26 protein-coding genes and 1 tRNA gene are annotated in these 24,849 nt (G+C 60.3%); 13 read left to right on the top strand and 14 right to left on the bottom strand.

Features of this window, described 5'->3' with window-relative positions:
* Positions 1-63 precede the first annotated feature (63 nt).
* The 4 genes from AC07OE_RS17925 to AC07OE_RS17910 all read left to right on the top strand — a co-directional run bounded on the left by AC07OE_RS17925 (position 64) and on the right by AC07OE_RS17910 (position 5,707).
* Positions 64-1,257, top strand: coding sequence for an efflux RND transporter periplasmic adaptor subunit (locus tag AC07OE_RS17925; RefSeq protein ID WP_495071936.1), 1,194 nt, complete (start codon positions 64-66; stop codon positions 1,255-1,257).
* Positions 1,254-4,328, top strand: a complete 3,075-nt coding sequence (locus AC07OE_RS17920) for an efflux RND transporter permease subunit (RefSeq protein WP_495071935.1) — start codon at positions 1,254-1,256, stop codon at positions 4,326-4,328. Before AC07OE_RS17925 ends, AC07OE_RS17920 begins: the two co-directional genes overlap by 4 nt.
* An 88-nt stretch (positions 4,329-4,416) precedes the next feature.
* Complete coding sequence (locus tag AC07OE_RS17915; RefSeq protein WP_495071934.1) at positions 4,417-5,307, top strand: MurR/RpiR family transcriptional regulator; 891 nt, start codon at positions 4,417-4,419, stop codon at positions 5,305-5,307.
* 52 nt (positions 5,308-5,359) lie between these two features.
* Positions 5,360-5,707 (top strand): phosphomannose isomerase type II C-terminal cupin domain, encoded by a 348-nt coding sequence (locus AC07OE_RS17910; RefSeq protein ID WP_495071933.1) that lies wholly within the window; start codon positions 5,360-5,362, stop codon positions 5,705-5,707.
* An 11-nt stretch (positions 5,708-5,718) separates the two neighbouring features.
* Here AC07OE_RS17910 and AC07OE_RS17905 read toward each other — a convergent pair.
* A tRNA-Arg gene (locus AC07OE_RS17905) sits at positions 5,719-5,794 on the bottom strand.
* Positions 5,795-5,887: 93 nt separating this feature from the next.
* On the opposite strand from AC07OE_RS17905, the gene AC07OE_RS17900 reads away from it, so the two are divergent.
* Positions 5,888-6,421, top strand: a complete 534-nt coding sequence (locus AC07OE_RS17900) for a c-type cytochrome (RefSeq protein WP_495071932.1) — start codon at positions 5,888-5,890, stop codon at positions 6,419-6,421.
* Between the two features lie 119 nt (positions 6,422-6,540).
* Here the strand turns inward: AC07OE_RS17900 and AC07OE_RS17895 are convergent, their stop codons facing one another.
* The 4 genes from AC07OE_RS17895 to AC07OE_RS17880 are packed head-to-tail and all read right to left on the bottom strand — an operon-like array spanning position 6,541 to position 9,335.
* On the bottom strand, positions 6,541-7,083 hold the full coding sequence (locus AC07OE_RS17895) for a DUF2946 family protein (RefSeq protein ID WP_495071931.1): 543 nt from the start codon (positions 7,081-7,083) through the stop codon (positions 6,541-6,543).
* A gap of 9 nt (positions 7,084-7,092) precedes the next feature.
* Positions 7,093-8,076 (bottom strand): YheT family hydrolase, encoded by a 984-nt coding sequence (locus AC07OE_RS17890; RefSeq protein WP_495071930.1) that lies wholly within the window; start codon positions 8,074-8,076, stop codon positions 7,093-7,095.
* Between the two features lie 43 nt (positions 8,077-8,119).
* Positions 8,120-8,575 carry a YybH family protein gene (locus AC07OE_RS17885; protein WP_495071929.1) on the bottom strand — a complete coding sequence of 152 codons (456 nt, stop codon included), beginning with the start codon at positions 8,573-8,575 and terminating at the stop codon, positions 8,120-8,122.
* A gap of 19 nt (positions 8,576-8,594) precedes the next feature.
* The gene (locus tag AC07OE_RS17880) at positions 8,595-9,335 is read right to left on the bottom strand and encodes a Rossmann-fold NAD(P)-binding domain-containing protein (RefSeq protein WP_495071928.1); all 741 of its coding nucleotides are present in this window, start codon (positions 9,333-9,335) and stop codon (positions 8,595-8,597) included.
* Between the two features lie 58 nt (positions 9,336-9,393).
* On the opposite strand from AC07OE_RS17880, the gene AC07OE_RS17875 reads away from it, so the two are divergent.
* The 3 genes from AC07OE_RS17875 to AC07OE_RS17865 are packed head-to-tail and all read left to right on the top strand — an operon-like array spanning position 9,394 to position 11,428.
* Complete coding sequence (locus tag AC07OE_RS17875; protein WP_495071927.1) at positions 9,394-9,999, top strand: LemA family protein; 606 nt, start codon at positions 9,394-9,396, stop codon at positions 9,997-9,999.
* Between the two features lie 5 nt (positions 10,000-10,004).
* Positions 10,005-10,913: a TPM domain-containing protein gene (locus AC07OE_RS17870; protein WP_495071926.1), complete on the top strand. Its 909-nt coding sequence runs from the start codon at positions 10,005-10,007 to the stop codon at positions 10,911-10,913.
* Entirely contained in the window at positions 10,913-11,428 is a 516-nt protein-coding gene (locus AC07OE_RS17865) for a TPM domain-containing protein (protein ID WP_495071925.1), read from the top strand. The genes AC07OE_RS17870 and AC07OE_RS17865 overlap by 1 nt, the downstream gene beginning before the upstream one ends.
* Positions 11,429-11,491: 63 nt before the next feature.
* On the opposite strand, the gene AC07OE_RS17860 is transcribed toward AC07OE_RS17865, so the two are convergent.
* The 9 genes from AC07OE_RS17860 to AC07OE_RS17820 all read right to left on the bottom strand — a co-directional run bounded on the left by AC07OE_RS17860 (position 11,492) and on the right by AC07OE_RS17820 (position 18,477).
* Entirely contained in the window at positions 11,492-11,908 is a 417-nt protein-coding gene (locus tag AC07OE_RS17860) for a F0F1 ATP synthase subunit epsilon (RefSeq protein ID WP_495071924.1), read from the bottom strand.
* A gap of 3 nt (positions 11,909-11,911) precedes the next feature.
* On the bottom strand, positions 11,912-13,312 hold the full coding sequence (atpD, locus tag AC07OE_RS17855; protein WP_495071923.1) for a F0F1 ATP synthase subunit beta: 1,401 nt from the start codon (positions 13,310-13,312) through the stop codon (positions 11,912-11,914).
* Positions 13,313-13,340: 28 nt separating this feature from the next.
* A complete protein-coding gene (atpG, locus tag AC07OE_RS17850; RefSeq protein ID WP_495071922.1) occupies positions 13,341-14,225 on the bottom strand; it encodes a F0F1 ATP synthase subunit gamma in 885 nt (294 codons plus the stop codon).
* A 27-nt stretch (positions 14,226-14,252) separates the two neighbouring features.
* On the bottom strand, positions 14,253-15,806 hold the full coding sequence (atpA, locus tag AC07OE_RS17845; RefSeq protein ID WP_310342381.1) for a F0F1 ATP synthase subunit alpha: 1,554 nt from the start codon (positions 15,804-15,806) through the stop codon (positions 14,253-14,255).
* Between the two features lie 50 nt (positions 15,807-15,856).
* A complete protein-coding gene (locus AC07OE_RS17840) occupies positions 15,857-16,387 on the bottom strand; it encodes a F0F1 ATP synthase subunit delta (RefSeq protein ID WP_495071921.1) in 531 nt (176 codons plus the stop codon).
* Between the two features lie 9 nt (positions 16,388-16,396).
* Positions 16,397-16,867, bottom strand: coding sequence for a F0F1 ATP synthase subunit B (locus AC07OE_RS17835; RefSeq protein ID WP_495071920.1), 471 nt, complete (start codon positions 16,865-16,867; stop codon positions 16,397-16,399).
* Positions 16,868-16,902: 35 nt separating this feature from the next.
* A complete protein-coding gene (gene atpE, locus AC07OE_RS17830) occupies positions 16,903-17,151 on the bottom strand; it encodes a F0F1 ATP synthase subunit C (protein ID WP_105261674.1) in 249 nt (82 codons plus the stop codon).
* Positions 17,152-17,213: 62 nt separating this feature from the next.
* Entirely contained in the window at positions 17,214-18,086 is an 873-nt protein-coding gene (gene atpB, locus AC07OE_RS17825; RefSeq protein ID WP_495071919.1) for a F0F1 ATP synthase subunit A, read from the bottom strand.
* Positions 18,087-18,099: 13 nt separating this feature from the next.
* Positions 18,100-18,477 (bottom strand): ATP synthase subunit I, encoded by a 378-nt coding sequence (locus tag AC07OE_RS17820; protein WP_495071918.1) that lies wholly within the window; start codon positions 18,475-18,477, stop codon positions 18,100-18,102.
* Positions 18,478-18,744: 267 nt separating this feature from the next.
* Between AC07OE_RS17820 and AC07OE_RS17815 the strand changes: the two genes are divergently transcribed.
* The 5 genes from AC07OE_RS17815 to AC07OE_RS17795 form a co-directional block, all read left to right on the top strand.
* Complete coding sequence (locus AC07OE_RS17815) at positions 18,745-19,047, top strand: YbeD family protein (RefSeq protein ID WP_495071917.1); 303 nt, start codon at positions 18,745-18,747, stop codon at positions 19,045-19,047.
* A 3-nt stretch (positions 19,048-19,050) separates the two neighbouring features.
* Positions 19,051-19,755, top strand: a complete 705-nt coding sequence (gene lipB / locus AC07OE_RS17810) for a lipoyl(octanoyl) transferase LipB (RefSeq protein WP_495071916.1) — start codon at positions 19,051-19,053, stop codon at positions 19,753-19,755.
* 14 nt (positions 19,756-19,769) lie between these two features.
* Complete coding sequence (gene lipA, locus AC07OE_RS17805; RefSeq protein WP_495071915.1) at positions 19,770-20,801, top strand: lipoyl synthase; 1,032 nt, start codon at positions 19,770-19,772, stop codon at positions 20,799-20,801.
* A 20-nt stretch (positions 20,802-20,821) separates the two neighbouring features.
* The gene (locus AC07OE_RS17800) at positions 20,822-22,552 is read left to right on the top strand and encodes a hypothetical protein (protein WP_495071914.1); all 1,731 of its coding nucleotides are present in this window, start codon (positions 20,822-20,824) and stop codon (positions 22,550-22,552) included.
* 953 nt (positions 22,553-23,505) lie between these two features.
* On the top strand, positions 23,506-24,849 hold a 1,344-nt coding region (locus tag AC07OE_RS17795; protein WP_495071913.1), incomplete at its 3' end, for a hypothetical protein.

Here is a 24,849-nt window from a genome sequence, read left to right as displayed (position 1 = left end):
TTGCGAGTTGGTTGCCAAATAGGCAACTCTGCCCCGTTTTCCACCCCAACGTCGTTGTCGCCCATGAACCTTGCCCGCTCTCCCCTGATTATTCTTGGCGCCGTGCTGCCCCTGGCCCTCCTGGGGTGTTCGGGCAAGTCCGACACCCCAGCGGCCCAGGCGGGCGCCGCGCCAGCACCCGCGGCCTCAGCCAGCGCCCCGGCTGGGCCGCCCGCCACCATCAGCACGGTCAAAGCCCAAAGTCGCGACCTCTCGGTCACCCTGAAGGCCACGGGAACCGTTGCCCCGCTGACCACGGTAGACGTCAAGTCGCAGGTCACCAGCACGGTGGCCCAGGTGCATTTCAAGGAAGGGCAGTTCGTCAAGGCGGGCCAGGTGCTGTTCACACTGGACGCCCGCACCGATGAGGCCAACGTCGCCAAGGCCCGCGCCCAGTTGGCCAAAGACAATGCCAGCCTGGCCGACGCCAAGCGCCAGTTCGAACGGGCCCAACAGCTCTTCACGCAAAACTTTATTTCGCAGGGCGCGGTGGACACGGCCCAAGCCCAGGTGGAGGCAGTGACGGCCACCGTGGCCGCCGACCAGGCCGCCATTGATGCTGCACGTGTGGCACTGTCTTACTCGCGCATCACTGCCCCGAATGCGGGCCGCGCCGGCGCGGTCAATGTGTACCCCGGCAGCGCGGTGCAGGCCAACGTGACCACCCTGGTCACCATCACACAGCTGGACCCGATTGGCGTGCAGTTCAGCATTCCCCAGCGCAACCTGGGCGACGCCCTGCAGGCGTTGCAAGGTGGCGGCGCCAGCGTGACAGCCACACTGGCGGACAGCGGTGGCGCTTTCAAGGGGCGCCTGCAGTTTGTGGACAACCTCGTGGACGCCAGCTCGGGCGCGGTCAAGGCCAAGGCAGTGTTTGACAACAAGGACGCCAAGCTCTGGCCCGGCGCATTCGTGGAAATTTCGCAAACCGTATCCACCATCCAGGGCGCCGTGGTGGTGCCGCAGGCGGCCATCATCCAGGGCGCGCGCGGCACCATCGTGTATGTGGTGGAAGATGGCAAGGCAGTGCTGCGTCCTGTGAAACTGGTGTACGCGGAAGCCGGTGACGCCGCAGTCACCGGCATCCAGGCCGGCGACACCGTGGTGGTGGAAGGCAAGCAGAACCTGCGACCCAACGCCCCCGTGGTGGAACGCAGCAAGGAGAACAAAGACGGCAAGGCCGTAGCCCAAGACACTACCAAGCCCGCCGCACCATGAACTTCTCCGAACTGTTTATCCGCCGTCCGGTGATGACGGTGCTGCTGAACCTGGCCATCGTGCTGGCCGGGGTGATTGGCTTTCGCAGCATCCCCGTGGCCGCGCTGCCCAGCTACGACACACCGGTCATCAACGTCTCCGCGTCCCTGCCGGGCGCCAGCCCCGAGACCATGGCCACCTCGGTGGCGCTGCCGCTGGAAAAGCAATTCCAGACCGTGCCGGGACTCAAGACCATCAGCTCCACCAGCACGCTGGGCAGCACCTCGCTGACGCTGGAGTTTGAAGAGTCGCGCAATATTGACGCAGCGGCGGTGGACGTGCAGGCCGCGTTGCTGCGTGCGCAACGCTCCCTGCCGCAGGACATGACCAACCCGCCGTCGTACCGCAAGGTCAACCCGGCGGACGCGCCCGTGCTGCTGATTGCGCTGCGTTCGCCCTCGCTCTCGCCGGCCGACCTGCAGGACTATGCCGAGCATCTGATCTCTCCCACGCTGTCCACCGTGGATGGTGTGGCCCAGGTCAACATCTTCGGGGCCAAGCGCTATGCCGTGCGCGTGCGCGTGCAGCCCGAGGCACTGGCCACCCGCAACATCAGCCTGGACGAAATCAGCGCGGCGCTGAAAGCCGCTAACGTGAACACGCCCGTGGGCACGCTGGAAGGGCCCAAGCAAACCCTGGTTTTGCAAGCCAACAAACAGCTGCGTACGGCGGCCGAGTTTGCCGACTTGATTGTCAGCACGCGGGGCGGTACCCCGGTGCGGCTGCGCGATGTGGCGGTGGTGGAAGACAGCCTGGAAACGCTCAAGAGCTGGGCCACGCTGAACGGCGAAAACTCCATCACCCTGGCCATCCAGCGCCAGCCCGGCGCCAACACCGTGCGTGTGGTCGACTCGATTCGCAACGCGCTGCCCGCGCTGCAAAGCCAGATGCCGCAGTCGGTCAGCCTCACGCCGATCAACGACCGCTCCGTCTCGGTGCGCGAGGCCTTGCACGACGTGACCCTGACGCTGATCGGCACCATCGCGCTGGTGGTGCTGGTCATCTTCCTCTTCCTGCGCCGCTTTGTGGCCACGGCCATTCCAGCTTTGTCGCTTCCCGTCTCGCTGGTGGGCGCGGTAGCCCTGCTGTGGGGCCTGTCGTACAGCCTGGACAACATCTCGCTGCTGGGCCTGACACTGGCAGTGGGCTTGGTGGTGGACGATGCCATCGTGGTGCTGGAGAACATCATTCGCCATGTGGAGCACGGTGAAAACTCCTTCCAGGCCGCGCTGCGTGGCGCGCGCGAAGTGGGCTTCACCATCGTTTCGATTTCGACCTCGCTGATCGCGGTATTCATTCCCATCTTCTTCATGCCCGGGGTGATTGGCCTGCTGTTCCACGAGTTTGCCGTGGTGGTGGGGCTGTCCATCGTGGTGTCGGCCTTTGTGTCGCTCACGCTGGTGCCCATGCTGGCCAGCCGCTTCCTGACAGACGAGGCCCACATGAAGCAGCCGGGCGCCGTGGTGCGCAGTTTCGAGCGCGGTTTCAATGCGCTGCTGGCCGGCTACACCCGGCTGCTGGACAAGGCGCTGTCCCACCGGGCACTGATCGTGGGTCTGGCTATTGCCACCTTTGTAGCGACCGCGTGGTTGCTGGTCATCATCCCCAAGGGCTTCTTCCCCGAGGAAGACATAGGACAGATTCAGGTCACGACCGAAGCCAGCGAAGACACCTCCTTTCCAGAGATGGTGCGCCTGCAGGAGCGGGCCGCCGAAATCATCCGTAAGGACGGCAATGTGGCTGCGGTGAGCTCCTTCAACGGCGGCAGCGGTGCGCAAAACACCGGCCGCATGTTTGTGACGCTCAAGCCCACCGCCGAACGCGAACCCATGAAAAAGGTGGTGGAGGGCCTGCGCAAACAACTCCGCGCGGTGGCCGGCATCAACGTTTTCATGCGGCCTACCCAGAACCTGCAGCTGGGCGGGCGCCAGAGCAAGGCACAGTTTCAGTACATCCTGCAAAGCGTACGGGCTGACGAGCTCAACACCTGGGCCACCAAGCTGCAGGAGAAACTGCGCGCAGACCCCGTGTTCCGCGATGTGACCAGCGACGCGCAACTGCGTGGCTTGCAGGCCCAGCTCAAGATCGACCGGGACCGGGCCAATGCGCTGGGCGTGTCGATTGACGCCATCCGCACCGCGCTGTTCAGCGCGTTCGGGGAGCGCCAGGTGTCCACCATCTACCTGCCCACCGACAGCTACCAGGTCATCATGGAAGTGGCACCCGAAGCCAAACAGGACGAGCAAGCGTTGAACAGCATTTATGTGCGCTCCTCCACCGGCGCGCTGGTGCCCATGTCCAGCTTTACCACGGTGGAGCGTGCGGTCGGGCCCTCGTCCATTAACCATGTGGGCCAGTTGCAGGCCGTGACGGTGTCCTTCAACCTGGCTCCCGGCACCGCGCTGGGCGATGCCACGGCCAAGATCGATGCGGCCCGCGCGGCCATACAGATGCCTGTGTCCATCATCAGCACCTACGGTGGTGATGCCGCAGTGTTCAAGAGCTCACAGGGCAGCCAGACCATCCTGGTGGTTGCCGCGCTGCTGGTGATCTATGTGCTGCTGGGGGTGCTCTACGAGAGCTATATCCACCCCATCACCATCCTGGCGGGCTTGCCATCAGCCGCCGTGGGGGCGCTGGCGACACTGATGCTGTTCGGGCAGGACCTTACACTGATTGCCACCATCGGCATCGTGCTCTTGATCGGCATCGTGAAGAAGAACGCCATCATGATGATTGACTTTGCGCTGGACGCCCAGCGCCACCAAGGGATGACGCCCGCGCAGGCCATCCGCGAGGCCTGCATCCTGCGTTTCCGCCCCATCATGATGACCACCATGGCCGCATTGATGGGTGCCCTGCCCATTGCCCTGGGCCTGGGCGCGGGCGCAGAGCTGCGCCAGCCACTCGGCCTGGCGGTGGTAGGTGGGCTGGTGTTCTCCCAGGCCATCACGCTGTTCATCACTCCGGTGATTTACCTGATGTTGGAGCGTTTCAGCGGGACTGGCCCCGTGCTAACACCCGAGACCTGACCCGGCAGACCAAGTAACTTCGTTACGCAATAGTTGATGAAAACGAGGGTTTTATGTAACATCGGTACATTCATTGTTTGTACCGGCCATGACAACGCCCTCCTCCATCCACGCAAGCTATTTCATCCAGCGCATTGAACATGCGCTGGACGGGCTGCCGGAGTCCGAGCGACGCGTCATGGCGCTGGCCTGCAGCGACCCCAAGGCATTTCTGGATATGTCGGCCGAACAGGCCTCGCTGCGGGCCAAGGTCAGCAAACCCACCGTGGTACGGGCCTGCCGGCGCGTGGGCTATCAGGGGTTGAGCGAGTTCAAGCGGCATTTGGTGCTGTACCTGGGCTCGTCGTCCCATGACCTGCCCTATGTGAACTACTCACTGAAGCACCAGGACGACATTGACAACCTGGGCGCCAACCTCAGCAGCAACCTGATTTCCGCCATTGACGCGTTCCGCAAGTCGGCCGGCTTTGGGCCGATCCAGCAGACGGCACAGGCTATCAACACCACGCTGGAGCAGCACGGCCATGTATTGCTTATGGGGGTGGGCAACTCCGGCATTGTGGCCACGGATGCCCAGCACAAGTTCTACCACCTGGGCGTGAACTGCACGGTGTGCCAGGACACCGACCAGCAGGTCATCACTGCCACCATGGCGCAGCCACAGGACTGCCTGATTGCCTTCTCTACCTCGGGCCGCACGGCGGACTTGGTACACGCGGCACACATCGCAAAAAAAGGCAAAGTGAAAATCGTGGCGGTCACCAAGACAGGCTCACCGCTGGCCCAGGTGGCCGATGTGGTGATTCCCGTGGAGCATGACGAGGACAGCAACCTGGCGCTACCCATGGTCTCGCGGGTGCTACAGCTGCTGGTGGTTGATATCCTGGTGATGGCCGTGGCCACCAAACGCAGCCCCCATCTGGCCCCCCAACTCAAGGCGCTGGAAAAGAACATCAAGCACAAGCGGGAACACCTCTAGGCCCCGCCGTTTGCACCACTTTCTGAACCCTCTTTTTAAAAGGACGCAACCCATGTCAACCACCTTCGAAACCCGCCCCTGGGGCTCCTTCACCGTTCTGGACGAAGCACCCGGCTACAAGGTCAAGCGCATCACCGTGAACGCGGGACAGACGCTGTCACTGCAATTGCACCACCAGCGCGCCGAGCGCTGGGTGGTGGCCGCCGGCAAGGCCGAAGTCACGGTGGGTGAAGAGGTGGTGGAGCTGAAGATCGGGGAAACCGTCTACATCCCGGTGGGGGTGAAGCACCGCCTGGCCAACCAAGGCCCGGAGACCCTGGAGCTGATCGAGCTGCAGATGGGGCCTTACCTGGGGGAAGACGATATTGTGCGGTTTGAAGACCGCTACGGCCGAGCCTGAGCCCGAGATGGTGGTGCGGCTGGCGGGGATCGAACCCACGACCCTTGGCTTCGGAGGCCAATACTCTATCCACTGAGCTACAGCCGCGTCCAGAAGAAGGCGCATTGTAGGTGTTTTCACAGAGGGCCCCCGCTATAATCCCCAGCTGTTTCAAAGCACCCGCTATTTTTGAGGACATCCATGAGCGACAACAGCCACGCCACCGCGCACGATGAGGCCCACACTGGCCCCATCAAGACCCCCAAGCAACTGCTGTTGGCGGCATTTTTCTCGTTCGTGATCCCCATTTTTGTGATCATCGGTCTGGTGTCCTACGTAACGTCCGACTACAAACCCGCTGCCGGTGCCGTGAGTTTGGAAAAATCCACTGCTGAACGTATCCAGAAGGTCGGCATGGTCGAAATCCGCGACGCCAACCGTGAAATGAAGACCGGCGAACAAGTCTTCAAAGCCCAATGTTCCGCCTGCCACGCCACGGGCGCTGCAGGTTCTCCCAAGTTTGGCGATGCTGCCGCCTGGGCCCCCCGCATCAAAACCGGCTTCGAAGCCCTCCTGCACTCCGCCCTCAAGGGCAAGGGTGCCATGGGCGCACAAGGTGGCGGCGACCTCGACGACCTCGAGGTGGCCCGCGGCGTGGTCTACATGGCCAATGCTGGCGGCGCCAAGTTTGACGAGCCCAAGAAGCCCGCGGCACCCGCCGAAGCGGCCAAGTAATCACACGCCAGGCCTGCGGGCCTTGCAGCAGAAAAGCCGACCCCATGGTCGGCTTTTTTACGCCTTTCGGGCCCCTGCCCCCGTTGAATATGCGCCAGCCGCTACTAAAAATATAGCAATTAATTGCCTGCGTGGTGGGCTGCCGGGCTGGAGACATAGGCAAACCGGACCGGCAGATCCGCACGACGCACGTCCTGCAGCGCCCATAGCCCCGATTCCAGCGCGCGGGCCGCGTTCTCCATGTCCTGCGTATGCACCAGGCCCAGGCCCAGCGCGGTGTGCAGGTACAACCAGCCATGCTCGTCCAGCAACGCACCCAGCACCTGCACGGGCGCGCCCGAGTGGGCGGCCACGTCCAGGCTGTCCGCCACACGCCACACCCAGGGCGTGGCCTCCAGCTCCACGTAGACACGCTGCGGCCCGTTCTGGAAGAACCATTGGCCTTGCGCATCGGCCGCGTAGTTGCGCTGGATGAAATCGATCAGTTTCTCGTGTTTCAACAAGCTGCCCTTGGCACCGGGCTGTCCGCTGCTGAAAGCACCGCTGGCCTGGGCCCCGTCATCGCGCATGTACCAGTTGCCACGCGCGTCCAGCCCCAGCCAGCCATAGCAATGCGGCACGTTGGGCCACTTGGCCATGGCTTGCTTGACGATGTCGTCCACCACGGGCTCCTAGGAGAGATGCTGCGCCAGCCACCCACCCACGGCGTCGGGCATGGTGCGTACATGGCCAGGGATAGGCCCCTGCGGAAAACCCACATGGCCGCCGTGTGCGGGCTGCCACAGGGTCACGTGCCGGCCCACATCGGCCTGTGAAGGAAGGCACCAGGCAGGCACAAAGGGATCGTTGCGCGCGTTCACCACCAACGCGGGAATGCGGATGCGGTGCAGGTGGGGCTTGGCCGAAGCGCGGCCCCAGTAGTCTTCGGTGCTCTTGAAGCCATGCAGCGGTGCGGTGAAGACATTGTCAAACTCATACAGGTCCCGCGCTGCCTTCAGTGCCTGGCCGTCGAACAGGCCAGGGTGCTGCTCCAGCTTGCGCAACGCCTTGGGCACCATGGTGTTGAGGAACATGCGGGTGTAGATCAACCGGTTGAAGCCGCGCCCGATGGCGTAGCCACCCGCCGCCAGGTCAATGGGCGAGCACACGGCCGCCACGCCGCAGGCCACCTGGGCTGCGCTGTCCCCCATCTCCTGGGCCCAGCGCAGTAGGGCATTGCCTCCCAGCGACACACCCACCGCAATGATGGGACCGGCGTGCTGCGCACGGAACTTGGCCAGTATCCAGTCGATCTCTTCATAGTCGCCCGAGTGGTAGGCACGCGGCGCACGGTTCAGCTCACCACTGCAGCCACGGAAATGCGGTACTGCATAGGCAAAACCGCGCTCGCGCGCAAAGTCGGCAAAGGCCTCGGCATAGTGGCTGCGCGAGCTGCCTTCCAGGCCGTGGAACAAGACGAGGAGCGGACGTTCTGGCACATCGAGCGCAGGAGCCATGCCCTCCAGCCAGTCGACATCCACAAAGTCTCCATCGGGCGCAGCCCACCGCGCACGACGGTACTGCGGGTGCGGACCAAACACGCGACGCGAATACAGCGCGGGCCAGATGGTTTGCAGGTTGCCGCCGGGCAACCAGCGAGGCGCTACATAATTCATAGCTGTTTACGCATATTCCACGGGGGCTGGAAGGCTATTTCGCTCAATGCAGCACCTGGGGCGGGTGCTGGGTTTCGGTCACATCGCCGGGCGTGCCCGGGCTGGCGTGGTGCACCACCAAGCGCCAGCCTTGCGGGGTCTTGTGGTACACGTTAGTGGCCAATACATGGGCCTGGGCTGGGCCCTCGGCAGTCAGCACCTCCACTTTTTCCAGCACATGGTGCACGGCGCTGGCCAGCGAATCCACCCGGCGGATGTGCTCGGCCTGAACATGGATGGCACCCCCATGGGCAAACAGCGCGTCAAACGCGGCGCGTATGGCGCCAGCGCCGATGATGCGCGGCCCTCCGGGGTGGATGCACACAATGTCGTCCTCGTCGGCCCAGCAAGCCATGAGCTTCTCAATGTCGCCAGCCTGCAGGGCTTCGTAAAACGCGGCTTCCACGTCGTCCGGGGTTCCGCCCATGGCGGCATGAAGTTTGGCTTTGTGTCGGGGCATGGGGTGATTCTCCCCCAACTCACGGTGCGAACCAGGCGCGTACGGTCTCTTGCACCGTGGCTTCGCTGGTGCGGCGCGCCAGTTCGTGGGGCGCAATGTGCACACCGGGTGGCATCTCACGCAGGGCCACATCCACCAGTGCGGCCAGGTCTGCAGCACGGGGCGGCATCTCGTTGCTGGGCACCATGTAGGCGAAGATGGACAGCATGCGGTGTGCCAGCCATTCCAGCCGGTTGGCATGCTGCGGGGCCTGCGGTGTGGCGGCGGGCCGCACCAGCAGCAAGCGTTCAAAGCCCATGGTGGCTACGGCGTGCTCGTCCAGGTTGGCCAGCCCTGCTTTGAGGGCCTGCGGCAACCTGCCCTGGTCATGCGGCACCACCACGGCCAGGGTGTGCACACCACAACGCAGCATCCAGGAGGCCAACGCCGGCAACTGTGCGGGCTGCGGGGACCAGAGCGCGCGCTCGCGGTCGTTGTACAGGCTGGGCGCATCAAACACGATGACGCCCACTGTGGCCGCTTGCAGCGGCCAGGCGGCGGGGTCCTCCGAAGCCGCAGTCAGGATCTGCACCCGCTCCAGTGCAGGGGTCATCGCCTCCTGCGCCAACACCCACAGCTGGCGGTAATGTGCGCTACCGGCCAGGCGTCGCAGCACTTCGGCCCCCAGCATGCCTGCAGCGCCCGCCATGAGTGCCACCGGCAACGGAGCCACGGGCGTGGGGCCGCGCTGGGCGGCGTGCAAGGCATTGAGCAGGGTCATGGTCACGGAGTTGGGTGGCGCTCTATAGTACGTGGTGTTGCATTTGCAGGAGTTTCACATGCAGTTGTCTTCTTTTCGGGCTTGGGCGTGGTTGGTGGCGGGTGCGGCAGCCATGCTGCTCAGTGGCTGTGGCTACAACGACTTTCAACGGCTGGACGAACAGACCAAGTCGGCATGGAGCGAGGTGCTGAACCAGTACCAGCGCCGCGCGGACCTGGTACCTAACATCGTGGCCACCGTCAAAGGCGAGGCTGCGTTTGAGCAGGACACGCTGACCAAGGTGGTGGAGGCGCGCGCCAAGGCCACGTCCATCCAGGTGACGCCCGAAACCCTCAACAACCCCGAGGCGCTGGCCAAGTTCCAGGCCGCGCAGGGGGAGCTGGGGGGTGCCCTGAGCCGCCTGATGGTGGTGAGTGAGCAATACCCCAACCTGAAAGCCAACCAGGGCTTCAGTGATCTGCGCGTGCAGCTCGAAGGCACCGAAAACCGCATCACGGTGGCCCGCAACCGCTATATCCAGGCCGTGCAGGAATACAACGTGCTGGCCCGCAGTTTTCCGAGCAACCTCACCGCCATGGTGTTCAGCTACCAGGCCAAACCCAGCTTCACCGTGCAGAACGAGGCCGCCATCAGCGCCCCGCCGGTGGTGGACTTCAAGAAGTAACCACGATGGCTCCATGCTTTGGCGGATGGTCGTGGCTGGGGCGCTGGGCACTGGCGCTGGTCCTGGGGATCTGCGTACCGGCCGTGTGGGCACAAGACCTGCAGCCAGTGCCGGCGCTGAGCAGCCATGTGATCGACACCACGGCCACGCTGAGCACCGAGCAGCGCCAGACGCTGGATGCCAAACTGATCGCGTTTGAAGCCAGCAACGGCGCACAGGTGGTGGTGCTGGTGGTGCCAGGTACTGCGCCGGAAGACATCGCCAGCTATGCCAACCGCGTGGGCAACGCCTGGAAAATTGGCCGCAAGGACATTGGGGACGGACTGATTCTGCTGGTGGCCAAGAACGACCGCAAGCTGCGCATCGAGGTGGCCAAGACGCTGGAAGGCGCCATTCCCGACCTGATGGCCAGACGCGTCATCGACCAGGCCATTGCACCGCGCTTCAAGCAAGGCGATTTTGCGGGCGGCATTGACGCCGGGCTGGAGCAGATCATGGGCCTGATCCGCGGCGAGGCCTTGCCTGCACCAGAGCCCGCCGCGGACCGCGGCGGGCAGGCCGGCTTTCAGTGGATGGATCTGGCAGTGTTCCTGTTTTTCGCAGTGGCCATTGGTGGAAGCATGGCCCGCAGGATTCTGGGCAACAAACTTGGCGCACTGGCCACCGGCGGCGTGGCGGGTGCTGCGGCGATGGTGGTGACCTCCAGCTTGCTGATTGCGGTGCTGGCGGCCATCGTTGCCGTGGTGCTGACACTGCTGGGCGGCCTGAGCGGCGGCAGCCGAAACGGTGGGGCTTGGGGCGGCGGCAGTCTGGGCGGAGGACGCGGCGGCTGGGGTTCTGGTTCCAGTGGCGGCGGGTTCAGCTCCGGTGGCGGTGGAAATTTTGGAGGCGGTGGCGCCTCCGGAGGGTGGTGATGATCCTGCGACTGCAACGCCTCTTCCAACACCGCTGGATGGAAGACGCCAGCCGTGTCCTGCCGCATGCAGCCCTGCAGCGCCTGCAAGCCCGCGTGGCCGCCAGTGAACAGATGCACTCGGGGGAAATCCGTATCTGCGTGGAAGCCGGCCTGCCCAACAGCTACTTGCTGCGCCCCGACACCACAGCCGCCTTGCTGCGGCAGCGCGCCTTGGCTCAGTTTGGGCGCCTGAGGGTCTGGGACACCGAGCACAACAACGGTGTGCTGATCTACATGTGCCTGGCCGAACGTGCCATCGAGCTGGTGGCCGACCGGGGCGTGGACCGCGTGGTGTCTGCCGAACAATGGCAAAGCGTGGTGCAAGCGTTGGCCGGGGCACTGCGCGCCGGCCAGTACGAACAAGGGCTGGCCCAGGCCGTCGACAGCGTGAGTGCTGTTCTTACCCAACATTTCGCCCTGCAGCCCGGGCAGCGCAACCCCAACGAACTGCCCGACGCCCCCGTCATGTCCTGAACCACGGCCCAGAAACGACAAAACCGCCCGAAGGCGGTTTTGCGTGGGCAAGCGCAGGGCGCTTTATTTCTTGCGCAGGAACTTGCGAGCTGCCGTGATCTCAGCCGCCATGATGGCGATCTCAGACTGGATTTTCGCAATGTCGATCTCGCTCTTGGCGTTCTTCAACGCCTCTTCGGCGGCGGCCTTGGCGGCGTTGGCCTTCTCTTCGTCCAGATCCTTGCCGCGGATGGCCGTGTCAGACAGCACGGTCACGCAGTTGGGTTGCACTTCGAGAATGCCACCGGCCACGAACACGAACTCTTCGCTGCCATCGGCTTTCTGAATCCGCACCGAGCCAGGCTTGATGCGCGTGATCAGGGGCGTGTGGCGGGGCTTGATGCCCAGCTCGCCAGCCTCACCGGGAAGCGCCACGAAGACGGCTTCACCGGAGAAGATGGACTCTTCTGCACTGACCACATCAACGTGGATGGTGTTCATGGCTTAAACCTTCTTGGCTTTTTCGAACGCTTCGTCGATGGTGCCGACCATGTAGAACGCTTGCTCTGGCAGGTGATCGCATTCGCCGCCCACGATCATCTTGAAGCCACGGATGGTTTCAGACAGGGGAACGTACTTGCCGGGAGAGCCGGTGAACACTTCAGCCACGTGGAACGGCTGGCTCAGGAAACGCTGGATCTTGCGGGCGCGCGCCACAGCCAGTTTGTCTTCTGGGGCCAAATCATCCATACCCATGATGGCGATGATGTCGCGCAGTTCGCGGTAGCGCTGCAGCGTGCCTTGCACCGCACGGGCAGTGTTGTAGTGGTCTTCACCCACCACCAGCGGATCGAGCTGACGGCTGGTGGAGTCCAACGGATCCACAGCGGGGTAGATACCCAGCGACGCGATGTCACGGGACAGCACCACGGTGGAGTCCAAGTGGGCGAAGGTCGTGGCAGGAGACGGGTCGGTCAAGTCATCGGCTGGCACGTACACGGCCTGGATGGACGTGATGGAACCGACCTTGGTGGACGTGATACGTTCTTGCAGACGGCCCATTTCTTCGGCCAGTGTGGGCTGGTAGCCCACGGCGGAAGGCATACGACCCAGCAGCGCGGACACTTCGGTACCGGCCAGTGTGTAGCGGTAGATGTTGTCCACGAAGAACAGCACGTCCTTGCCTTCGTCACGGAAAGATTCCGCGATGGTCAGGCCGGTCAGCGCCACGCGCAGACGGTTGCCGGGGGGTTCGTTCATCTGACCGTACACCATGGCCACTTTGGACTCGGGCAGGTCTTCGAGGTTCACCACGCCAGAGTCGGCCATCTCGTGGTAGAAGTCGTTACCTTCACGGGTACGCTCACCCACACCAGCAAACACGGACAAGCCGCTGTGCGCCTTGGCGATGTTGTTGATCAACTCCATCATGTTCACGGTCTTGCCCACACCGGCACCACCGAACAGCCCCACCTTGCCGCCCTTGGCGAACGGGCAAACCAAGTCAATCACCTTGATACCGGTTTCCAGCAGCTCTTGCGAAGGGCTCAGTTCGTCGTACGACGGAGCCTTGCGGTGGATGGAAGCGGTGTGCTCCTGGCTCACGGGACCACGTTCGTCGATGGGCGAACCCAGCACGTCCATGATACGGCCCAGAGTGGCCTTGCCCACTGGCACAGTGATTTGGGCGCCAGTGTTGTACACCACCAGACCGCGACGCAGGCCGTCAGACGAACCCAGCGCAATGGTACGCACCACGCCGTCGCCGAGTTGCTGCTGCACTTCGAGGGTCAGCGGGGAGCCTTCCATCTTGAGCGCGTCATACACACGGGGCATCTTGTCACGCGGGAATTCCACGTCGACCACAGCGCCGATACATTGAACAATTTTTCCTTGGGCTTGCATTTTTCGCTCCAATAATTTTTGAATTCGCTTAGCCGCTGATGGCAGCTGCACCGGACACGATTTCAGACAGCTCTTTGGTAATCGCAGCCTGACGGGTCTTGTTGTAAACGAGCTTGAGCTCGGCAATGACGTTGCCGGCATTGTCTGTGGCGGCCTTCATGGCCACCATGCGTGCAGCGTGCTCAGACGCCATGTTTTCGGCCAGCGCCTGGAACACCAGAGCTTCCACATAACGCACGAGCAACTCGTCGATAACGGTTTGCGCGTCCGGTTCGTAGATGTAATCCCAAGCGTGGTTGCTGCCGTCGGCCTTGCTGTCTTCAGCCATTTGCTCAGCAGACAGTGGCAGCAATTGCTCAACCACTGGATCCTGCTTCATGGTGCTGACAAACTTGTTGTAGCAGACGTGCACCGCGCTGATCTCACCAGCCACGTACGCGTCGATCAACACCTTGACCGGCCCAATGAGCTTGTCCAGGTGAGGACGATCGCCCAGGTGGGTCACGTGGGACACGACCTTCGCGCCCACACGGTTCAAGAAGCCCAGACCTTTGCTGCCGATGGCAACCGCCTGTGCGGTCTTGCCGGCAACCTGCGTATCACGCAGCTTGCCGGTGACCTGGCGCAACAGGTTGGTATTGAGACCACCACACAGGCCCTTGTCCGTGGTCACCACAATCAGGCCAACCGCTTTCGCGTCGTTGGTCTTCATGAAGCTGTGCACGTACTCAGGGTTGGCCTGTCCCAGATTCGTCGCAATGTCCCGGATCTTCGTGCTGTAAGGCCGGGCAGCGCGCATACGCTCCTGCGCCTTGCGCATCTTGGAGACCGAGATCATTTCCATGGCCTTGGTGATCTTCTTGGTGTTTTCCACCGATTTGATCTTGGTGCGTAGTTCCTTACCTGCTGCCATCAATGGCTCCTTGTGATCAGGGGGAAATCAAGCAAAAGTTTTCTTGAACGCGGCCACAGCAGCAGTCAATTCAGCCTCTGCATCCTTGTCCAGTGCCTTGGTGTCTTCCACCTTGGCCAACAGGGCTGCGTGCTTGTCCTTAAGGTAGGCATGGAGACCGTGCTCGAAAGCCAGGATCTTCTTGACTTCCACATCGTCCATGAAGCCCTTGTTCACTGCGAACAGCGAGGCGCTCATGATGCTGATGGACTGGGGGCTGTATTGCTTTTGCTTCAGCAGTTCGGTCACGCGGGCACCGCGGTCCAGCTGCTTGCGGGTGGCTTCGTCCAGATCGGAAGCAAACTGCGCAAACGCAGCCAGTTCACGGTACTGGGCCAAGTCGTTGCGGATACCGCCGGATTGGCCCTTGACGACCTTGGTCTGCGCAGCAGAACCCACGCGGGACACCGAGATACCGGCGTTGATCGCGGGACGCACACCAGCGTTGAACAGCGAGGTTTCCAGGAAGATCTGGCCGTCGGTGATCGAGATCACGTTGGTAGGCACGAAAGCGGACACGTCACCGGCTTGGGTTTCGATGATAGGCAGTGCGGTCAAAGAACCGGTCTTGCCCTTCACAGCGCCCTTGGTGAAGGCTTCCACATACTCGGCGTTCACGCGGGCTGCGCGTTCCAGCAGACGGCTGTGGAGATAGAACACGTCGCCGGGGTAGGCTTCGCGGCCGGGCGGACGGCGCAGCAGCAAGGAAACCTGGCGGTAAGCCACGGCTTGCTTGGACAGGTCGTCATACACGATCAGTGCGTCTTCGCCGCGGTCGCGGAAGTACTCGCCCATGGTGCAACCGGAGTACGCAGACACGTACTGCATGGCAGCCGATTCAGAGGCGGAGGCAGCCACCACAATGGTGTATTCCATGGCGCCAGCTTGTTCCAGCGCGCGCACCACGTTCTTGATCGAAGAGGCCTTTTGGCCGATCGCAACGTAGACGCAGGTCATGTTCTGACCCTTCTGGTTGATGATGGCGTCGATGGCCACGGCAGTCTTGCCGGTCTGGCGGTCGCCAATGATCAATTCGCGCTGGCCGCGGCCGACGGGAACCATGGAGTCGATGGACTTCAGGCCGGTCTGCATGGGCTGATCCACGGATTTACGGGCGATCACACCAGGTGCCACCTTTTCAATCACGTCGGTCATCTTGGCGTTGATGGGGCCTTTGCCGTCGATGGGCTGACCCAGGGCGTTGACCACACGGCCTTTGAGCTCGGGGCCCACGGGCACTTCCAGAATGCGGCCGGTGCACTTGACTGTGTCGCCTTCGGAGATGTGCTCGTACTCACCCAAGATCACGGAACCGACCGAGTCACGCTCGAGGTTCAGGGCCAGACCGTAGGTGGGCAGGCCGTCGCTACCAGCGGGGAATTCCAGCATTTCGCCTTGCATCACGTCAGACAGACCGTGGATGCGGCAGATACCGTCCGTCACCGACACCACGGTGCCTTGGTTACGGATATCAGCGCTGGCGGACAGGCCGTCAATGCGGCTCTTGATCAATTCAGAAATTTCTGCGGGATTGAGTTGCATGACTCTTTCCTTCTTTCTTTAGTTGGGCTTCACAGCAGGCGGCTTGCGCCTCAGGCTGTCAAAGCCGCTTTCATTTGTTCCAGACGGGCCTTGACGGAGGTGTCAAGAACTTCGTCACCCACCACCACGCGAATACCGCCGATGAGATCGGCGTCGAGCGCAACGGACACATTGAGCTTGCGGCCAAAACGCTTTTCGAGCGACGCTGCCACATCCGTCAACGCTTGCGCATCGATCGGAAAGGCGCTGTACACCACAGCATCGGAAAGTCCGCTTTGCGCATTCTTCAGCGCGCGGAACTGGGCTGCAATTTCAGGCAGGGCTTCCAGGCGGCCGTTGTCAATCACGGTGCGCAGGAAGTTCTTGCCTTGCTCCGACAGCGCAGCCTTGGTCACGCCGGCAATCAGGTCATAGACCTGTGCGTTAGTGACTTTGGGGTTGCTGGCAAACTGCTGCAATTGGCCGTTTTGGGCAATCGCAGCCAGCTCGTCCAGCCACCCGGCTGCACCGTTCAAGTCCGCTTTCACGGCCTGGAACAGGGCTTCGGCGTAGGGCCTGGCAATGGTGGCAAGTTCAGCCATGGTCTTCCCTTACAGCTCAGTCTTCAGACGAGACAGCAAGTCGGCATGCACACCGGCATTGACTTCCTTGCGCAGGATCTGCTCAGCACCTTTGACGGCGAGCGCAGCGACTTGTTCGCGCAATGCCTCACGGGCTTTCACGGACTGCTGTTCGGCTTCTGCCTTGGCCGCCGCAATGATGCGGTTGCCTTCTTCGGTGGCGCGGGTCTTGGCCTCTTCCACAATGGTCTGTGCACGGCGCTCGGCGTCAGCCAAGAGACCTGCAGTTTCATTGCGCGAGCTGGCCAATTCGGCTTCCACACGCTTGTTGGCAGATGCCAGTTCGGCCTTGGCCTTGTCGGCGGCGGCAAGGCCGTCGGCGATTTTCTGTGCCCGCTCGTCCAGCGCTTTCGTGATCGGGGGCCACACGAATTTCATCGTGAACCACACCAGGATCGCAAAAACGATAGCCTGCAGGAACAGGGTTGCGTTGATGTTCACGGTTTGATTCCTTCTCTAACGTGAAGGGCCGTTGATTACTTCAGAACGAAGGGGTTGGCGAATGCGAACAGCAGAGCGATAGCCACACCGATCAGGAACGCAGCGTCGATCAGACCAGCCAAGATGAACATCTTGGTTTGCAGTTCATTCATCAGTTCGGGTTGACGAGCAGAAGATTCGAGGAACTTGCCACCCATCAGCGCGATGCCGATGGAAGCGCCGATAGCGCCCAGACCAACGATGATGCCGCAAGCCAATGCCACGAGGCCGAGAATGTTTTCCATGAGAAGCTCCTAAAAGTTAGTGGAAAAAGAAAAACGAAAACAAAAAGAGAGAAACAGTTACATCAATGTGCGTCGTGCGCTTGACCGGTGTAGATCAGCGTCAACATCATAAAGATGAAGGCTTGCAAGGTGATCACCAGAATGTGGAACAGGGTCCACACGGTTCCGGCGAGGACATGGCCAATGGCCAAGCCAACACCCGTTGCCGACAACGCCCAGCCGCCACCCATCAGGGCAATCAGCATGAACACCAGCTCACCTGCAAACATGTTGCCAAACAACCGCATGCCGTGGGACACGGTCTTGGCAAGGTACTCAATCATCTGCATCAAGAAGTTCACGGGGTACAACGCCCAGTGGTCACCAAACGGTGCAGCAATCAACTCGTGCGCCCAGCCGCCCAGGCCCTTGATCTTGATGTTGTAGAACACGCAGATCAGCAACACGGAGCAGGACAAACCTAGAGTGGTGGACAAATCTGCAGTGGGCACGACACGCAGGTAAGCGTGCTCATTGCCAGACAAACCTTGCCAGGTCCAGGGCAGCAAGTCCACGGGCAGCATGTCCATGGCGTTCATCAGGAAAATCCAGACAAACACGGTCAGCGCCAGAGGGCCAATGACCTTGCGGCTCTTGGCGTTGTGGATCACGCCCTTGGCCTGGTTGTCCACCATTTCGGTGAGGATTTCAACGGCAGCCTGGAAGCGGCCGGGTACGCCGGAAGTGGCCTTGCGTGCGGCATTCCACAACACGAAGCAGCCAATCGCACCGAGCACGAGTGAAAACACCAGCGAGTCAAAGTTGAACAGGCTGAAGTCGACAATGTGGTGTTGCTCGACGTTGTCAAAATTGAAGTTTTTCTGCAAGTGATGCAGATGGTGCTGGATGTACTCTCCAGCAGATGGGGCATGTGTTGCAGCGTTTTCAGCAGACATAGGTCACCAAATATCAATTCGAAACGTTGCGATTCCAGCGCCTGGGGTACAGCCACGCGGCGACCCAATACACCTTCATCGTCAACACGAAACCAGCCACCAGGGCCAGCCAATTGAGCGATAAAACCACTTTGGGTGCCGCAAAAAGCATTGCGACCGTCAAAATGACTTTCACCGACTCCCAAACCACAAATCCCAGCATCACAGCACCAGGCTGCATGACCGAACGCTGACGCTGCATACCCCGAACCAGCAAGGCCGCGGGGAACACCACCGACAACGCACCGTAGCCTGCGGACAAACCTGTCGATTTGCCCCACCACCAGCTAGTCACCGCAAAAATCAGCACGCCAACCATCGCTTGGCACACAACGACCCACCAAGGGGACATTGCGGGATGGGTGCTACGCCACTGGGCAGCTTCTTCGGCCGTCAGGGGCTTGAACTCTGCGTCAAAGACCCCAACTGGGTTCTCTGCATCATCGGGCTGGCGTACCAAAGGCGTGATTGTCGACATCGAGAATTACGCTCAGGTTACAGCCACTGTTCAATGCACAGCCCACGATTATACGTAGAAACCCGTCCCTGCCTAGAACTTCCCATTTTTGGTGCCTAGGCGCCAGACCCCACATGGGCAAGCCCCAGCGATAATTCAGCCATGAGCACCCCCACCCCGCCCCCTGGCGCCCCGGGCAATTCCCGCGCCGAATCGCTGATCGAGTACCCCTCGCAGTTCCCCATCAAGGTCATGGGCAACAAGGTGGAAGGGCTGGTGCATGCCATCACGGCCATCGCCAAACAGTTCGACCCCGCCTTTGATGCCTCCACGATCGAGCTGCGCGAGAGCAAGGGCGGCAACTACCTGGGCGTGACCATCACCATCACCGCCACCAGCCGCGAGCAGCTCGACGAGCTGTACCGCACGCTCAGCACGCACCCCATGGTGAAAGTGGTGCTCTGACCCGTGGCCATTGACACTTCCCAGCTGGGCCGCGTGGACTACTTGCCGACCTATGCGGCCATGCAGGAGTTCACGAACCAAAGACCCGTGGGACCCTCGTCGGATGTGTACGATCAGCTATGGATTTGTGAGCACTTACCGGTTTTCACGCAGGGCCTGGCGGGCAAGGCGGAGCACATCTTTCTGCCCGGCGACATTCCTGTGGTGCAGACCAACCGTGGCGGCCAGGTGACCTACCATGGCCCCGGCCAGGTCGTGGGTTATCCGCTCATCGACCTCAAACGCGCGGGCTACTTCGTCAAGGAATACGTCTACCGCATCGAAGAAGCCGTGATCAAGACCCTGGCGCACTTCGGCGTGACCGGCCACCGCGTGGCAGGTGCCCCTGGCATCTACGTGCGGCTGGACGACCCCACGGGCCATGCACCGCTGGCGCAACGCCCCCAGAACGGTGCATCCAGCAACGCCGACCCGGACTTCACCGGGCTGGGCAAGATTGCCGCCCTCGGCATCAAGGTCAGCCGCAACTGCACCTACCATGGCGTGGCGCTGAATGTGGCCATGGACCTGGAACCCTTCTCGCGTATCAACCCCTGCGGCTACGCCCGGCTGCAAACTGTGGATCTTTCTACAATCGGGGTCTCTGTCGGCTGGGCTGATGCCGCCGACGTGTTGGGCCACAAGCTCGCAACCTACCTCGCGCCCTGACCGCGCACCGCCCCATGAGCCATAGCGAAGACACCACCCTCCAACCCGCCGCCAACGCCACCGTGCGCGACGTGCAATCGCTGGACACCTACAAAGCCACCGACAAGCAAAAGGCCGCCGCCAAGCTGTCCCGCATTCCGGTCAAGGTCGTGCAGGGTGAGGTGCTCAAGAAGCCGGACTGGATCCGCGTCAAGGCTGGCAGCCCGAGCACCCGCTTTTACGAAATCAAGGACGTGCTGCGCGCCAACAAACTGGTGACCGTGTGCGAGGAAGCCAGCTGCCCCAACATCGGCGAATGCTTTGGCAAAGGCACGGCCACCTTCATGATCATGGGCGACAAGTGCACACGCCGCTGCCCTTTCTGCGACGTGGGCCACGGCCGCCCCGACCCGCTGGACGTGAACGAGCCCGACAACCTGGCCAAGACCATTGCCCAGCTCAAGCTCAACTACGTGGTCATCACCAGCGTGGACCGCGACGACCTGCGCGACGGCGGCGCCGGCCACTTTGTGGAATGCATTCGCAAGACACGCGAACTCTCACCCAAGACGCAGATCGAGGTGCTGGTGCCCGACTTTCGCGGCCGCGACGACCGTGCTCTGGAAATCCTGAAGGCCGCACCGCCGGACGTCATGAACCACAACCTGGAAACCATCCCCCGCCTCTACAAGGAAGCGCGCCCGGGATCGGACTACCAGTTCAGCCTGAACCTGCTCAAGAAATTCAAGGCCCTGTTCCCCGACGTGCCCACCAAGAGCGGCCTGATGGTGGGCCTGGGTGAAACCGACGAAGAGATCTTGGAAGTGATGCGCGACATGCGCGCGCACAACATCGAGATGCTGACCATCGGTCAGTACTTGGCGCCCTCGACGAGCCACCTGCCGGTGCGCCGCTATGTGCACCCCGACACCTTCAAGATGTTCGAAGCCGAGGCCTACAAAATGGGCTTCAAGCACGCGGCGGTGGGCGCCATGGTGCGGTCCAGCTACCACGCCGACGTGCAGGCCGAACACGCGCTGAGCGGCACTGTGAACAATCAGCAGTAAACGAGAAAAATTAGAAGTTAGTGAGAAAAATCAATAGAGATTTCTCCAAAATTGGTGGCAAAAAAGGAGACTTCTCCAGTGAGACACCAAGAATCTCTGTCTTTCCACAGGATCAATCCAATTGGCGGATTGACTGGTTCGGCGACATAGCGTTTCCAGATAGGTCTGTCCGCAGGAAGCAGCCATCTGTCTTTCTGCACCTCTCACGCCTCATTGATGACCGCTTCATGTCAGAGCCGTCAGGGTTGCTGTCGCCTCAGTGCACCAGTCCTGCAAAGCTTCAAAGGCGAGTATGGGTATCGGTAGGCACCCTGGCGTTAGTCCGAATCGGGGACATTTGGCGCCATGGCCAACTGGCACTTCGCCCCGATTACGAGCTGGAAGAGTTTGCAGGCGTTCAGATCGACCAAGAGTCAACCGCGATTGTCAAAGCTGGCCTGAATCTCAATGACGGGGGTTTCTTGCTCCCCATCAGCGAGCATCCTTGGCACATCCAATGCACGCAGTCCTACTGCCTGATGGTCCAGCTCCCCCAGGATCGTCGGATGATCATTCCTTGCATAGAGTTGGCCCGCTTCTACTTCGGATCTTCCAGCAGCCTGCTCTCCCGACTGTTTTTGCCACCCCTACTGCGGGACTCGCTTTTTTCCAGTGCCTCACTGGATCCCTATTCCCGCAGGCTGCAAATAGACTTGGCAGAAAAGATGTCAGGCGCCTCGGCGGCAGATATTGGCCGGATATCCATGGACCCTATCGCGGCTCGGGCTGCGCGGATTGTGGGGAATTCTTGCTTGAGGGCGTCTACTGCGGGTCAGCCCATTTATCCTCAAGCGCGTTTCCCATTCGAGGGAAAGACCAATCTGATTGCGTCCGGTCGTTGGCTCTCTCATGGCGGCGTCCCCAAGTCGACATTCTTGGTCTACAACCTGCGCTCCTGCTCCCACCCGTTTCCATTTCGCTCACTTCAGTACACCACTAAGGGGACACCACCGCGTCCCAAGCTACAGAGCCCACTGACGTCCTCTCCCACGGAGCCCAGAGTTCAGAGATCGCCGGCACCAGAAGTCAAAAATCCGGCTCTGGTGGAGAAAGATCCTTCTAGCAAGCTGGCAGGCAAGACCCAGCAGATCAAGGAGGCCGCTCGCTTCCCGGATCTGGAGAAGAAATCTATCTGGCGGAGCATGCGGCTCATGGCCGAGGAAACTTCCGCAGAATCTGTTGGCTCAAGTGCGCCGCCAATTGAGTCGATGGCTGTTGGCGAACCCGGCTCCGACCGGCGCGTACGGCCCGTTGAGCTGTCCCTTGTTTCCAAGAAGGCATCGGAGAAGCCGGGCTCGATTCCTCTCTTTTTGCGCAGTACGGTCGAAGACCTCAAGCAACTGAAAGGCTTGACTGTGGAGCTCCTCACAGAAAGCCAAGAGGATGGCTGGACGGTGCCGATCTCAGTTCTCTCCAACGACGACGGCGAGGTAACACCTCAATTAATGCTTCAATGCCCTGAACGTGGTCTGCGAATGCGCAAAGCTGCCGTGTTCGCGTTCAAACGCGACTCGGAGCATCTCTGCGCCGTCATCATTGAATCTGCCCCACCGTACACCAGAATCTTCACCACCACTGGCAATGATCCGGAGGAGGTTTGGTTAACGCTGCGTTGCGCTGCAGTTGACCTTGCCAAAGGCGCTCGAAGTGAGTCTTTGGATTCGCCTCTTTGCGAGTTGATCGAATGGGCGTTCGGCATTGATGTGGCGTGAGCCAACTGAAACGGAACACGCATATATATCTATGCTGGCGATCGCTCACAGCCATTTCGGTAGTTGGTAAAACTCGCGCCTGAAGAGGCCTCGGCCGTAGCGTTGTGCAAGTAGCCCAGTTTCCGGGCTTTGTCGCGAGCCTCATCGGCAAGCGGATACCCGTGTTTTTCCAGACCCATCCATCTGCTGCCTATTTCAAATTGCTGCCTATTTCAAATTTGCTCTTGCGCAACGGAAAACCAACTGGAGGTGCAGTGTGGCGATGTCCCTAATATTGGGGATACCACAAGCCGAAAAAGCTCAGTAGCATCACCTACCGTCGCGCAAGTAAGGGAATGCAACTGTGTGCCGTGGTCGTTTGATTGGTAGTGGTGTGTGCTGATGTTGCTGTTTGAGAAGGCAGACCTGGTCGTGCAAAGTCCAAAAGCGTCCAACTGCCTACGTTCGTACCGAACCATTTGCAGTGCGCTTTTCATCACCTCACGTCACCAGTGCCCATGCCCTGATGGTAGTGGCACCCGATTCCAACCAGGTGACTCAAGGGGTTTAGTTTTCCTACAAACCCAACATTTGGAGCATCAATTGCAAGGATTTTTCCACGCAATAGACGAAAGAGGTGCAGGAATATGAAAGATCAAACAAATTAAATCTGTTGCCGCCAAAATTGAGCGCAATTTCAGTTGCAAATCATACATTCTTTTATTGGAGAAATAATTGCCATACTTGATTGTTATTTTCATGCTTAGTGCATGCGCACTGTTTTTTTTTGCAATGTGCGCATATTTATACTTTTTATTCAAGTTAAAGCGCCCAGTTAGCTATTTCGATTTATATGAGCACTCGAAAGACGGGAGCAAATCTGCAAAGATTGCTATCTATCTATGGAATTCTGCCATGGTATTTGCTCTGGCAATGGTCGTATTCTGGATTATTAATTTTTGTAAAGGATAAATATGTCAGGGGCTGTAATCGCGGAAGGTATTGCCATAGTTATTGATTTGTCAGCAGCAGGGGTCGGCGCTGCAGACAATCTTATTCAATTATTTAATGCACAGGGTCCAATATCGGGCGCGTCGTCTGTCGCCAATGTTGTAGCGTCTATTACTGGTCCAATACCCGGTGTTGGAGCACTAACGAATACGGTATCGCTAACGCTCAATTTAGTTAAAGGAGCTGCCAATGCAGATGAAAAAGGAGCGTCTGTTGGCGATTATGTCAGCGCTGTTGGCAACACGGTCGCAATTGTGGGATCACTTTTGGCAATTGCCACCCCATTAGGATGGACCGCTCTGGGTATATCTGCAGTAGGCGCAACTCTGACATCAGTTGGATTTGGTCTGAATTTGTCAGATATGCGCAAAGCTGCGTTGAGTAAAGCAGCCTCGGATGCTGTTTCATCAATTGATCTTCAGAGTTTTATAAATACTGCATATGCCGGCAGGGGCGTAATTAATCCTGCCAATGTAGAGCCGCCAGCCGATTCGGCGGTCCGAATAAGCGCTGACTACATTACCCCTGGCACCGGTTACAGCGTCGTCATTGGTCCAGGCGGCACCGTTTGGGATGCCTATAAAGTACAGAAGAATTTGCCCACCGGTATTAGCGACTGGACTGCTTACCAAGATGCCGTACGCATTAGCAATCCCGATATCGCAAATCTCAACCAAGTGAAGCCCGGACAGGCCATCATGCAGCCGGATAAGACAGCGGATGGTTTTACCCGCTATCACTTCGCCAACGGTGACTCCTACAGCAATAAGGTCAGCACTGGCGAGTTCAGCATTCACACCACTGATGGCGATGGCAACCAAGTTACCTACACCCAGTACCTAAACCCCAATGGCGGATATGACACTACCACTGTCATCAAGAATGGCGACACAGTACTTTCCGAAATCGTGGGACACCGAGACACTTTGGACGGTGATCTAACAAGCTTGAAACAAACTGATCTCGTCGCCGGTGAGGACGGCATCCAGCGCTATGTCACCAAAGATTTGTTGCATCCTACAGATCTCGCGAGTACCGATATCAATGTAACTACTGATCCCACGACAGGTACTCCAAATCCAGTACCCGATCCGTTGGGTGATTTCATCACCCAAATTGAACAACAGCGTGCAGTAAAAGACCAAACGATAACGCAGGACGCACTACAAACCATCGCCCAGAACTTGGGTGTGGCTCAGTTCAGTACTACTACGGGTGCAAGCATTGCCCTCAGCGCGGACGGTAAAACCATCGGAACCACCTATGCATTGAGTAATGGCACGACACTGACAGGTATCACCACCCTC

This window comes from Rhodoferax sp. GW821-FHT09E07 (assembly GCF_059416145.1).
This window is presented reverse-complemented; position numbering and strand designations above follow the sequence as displayed.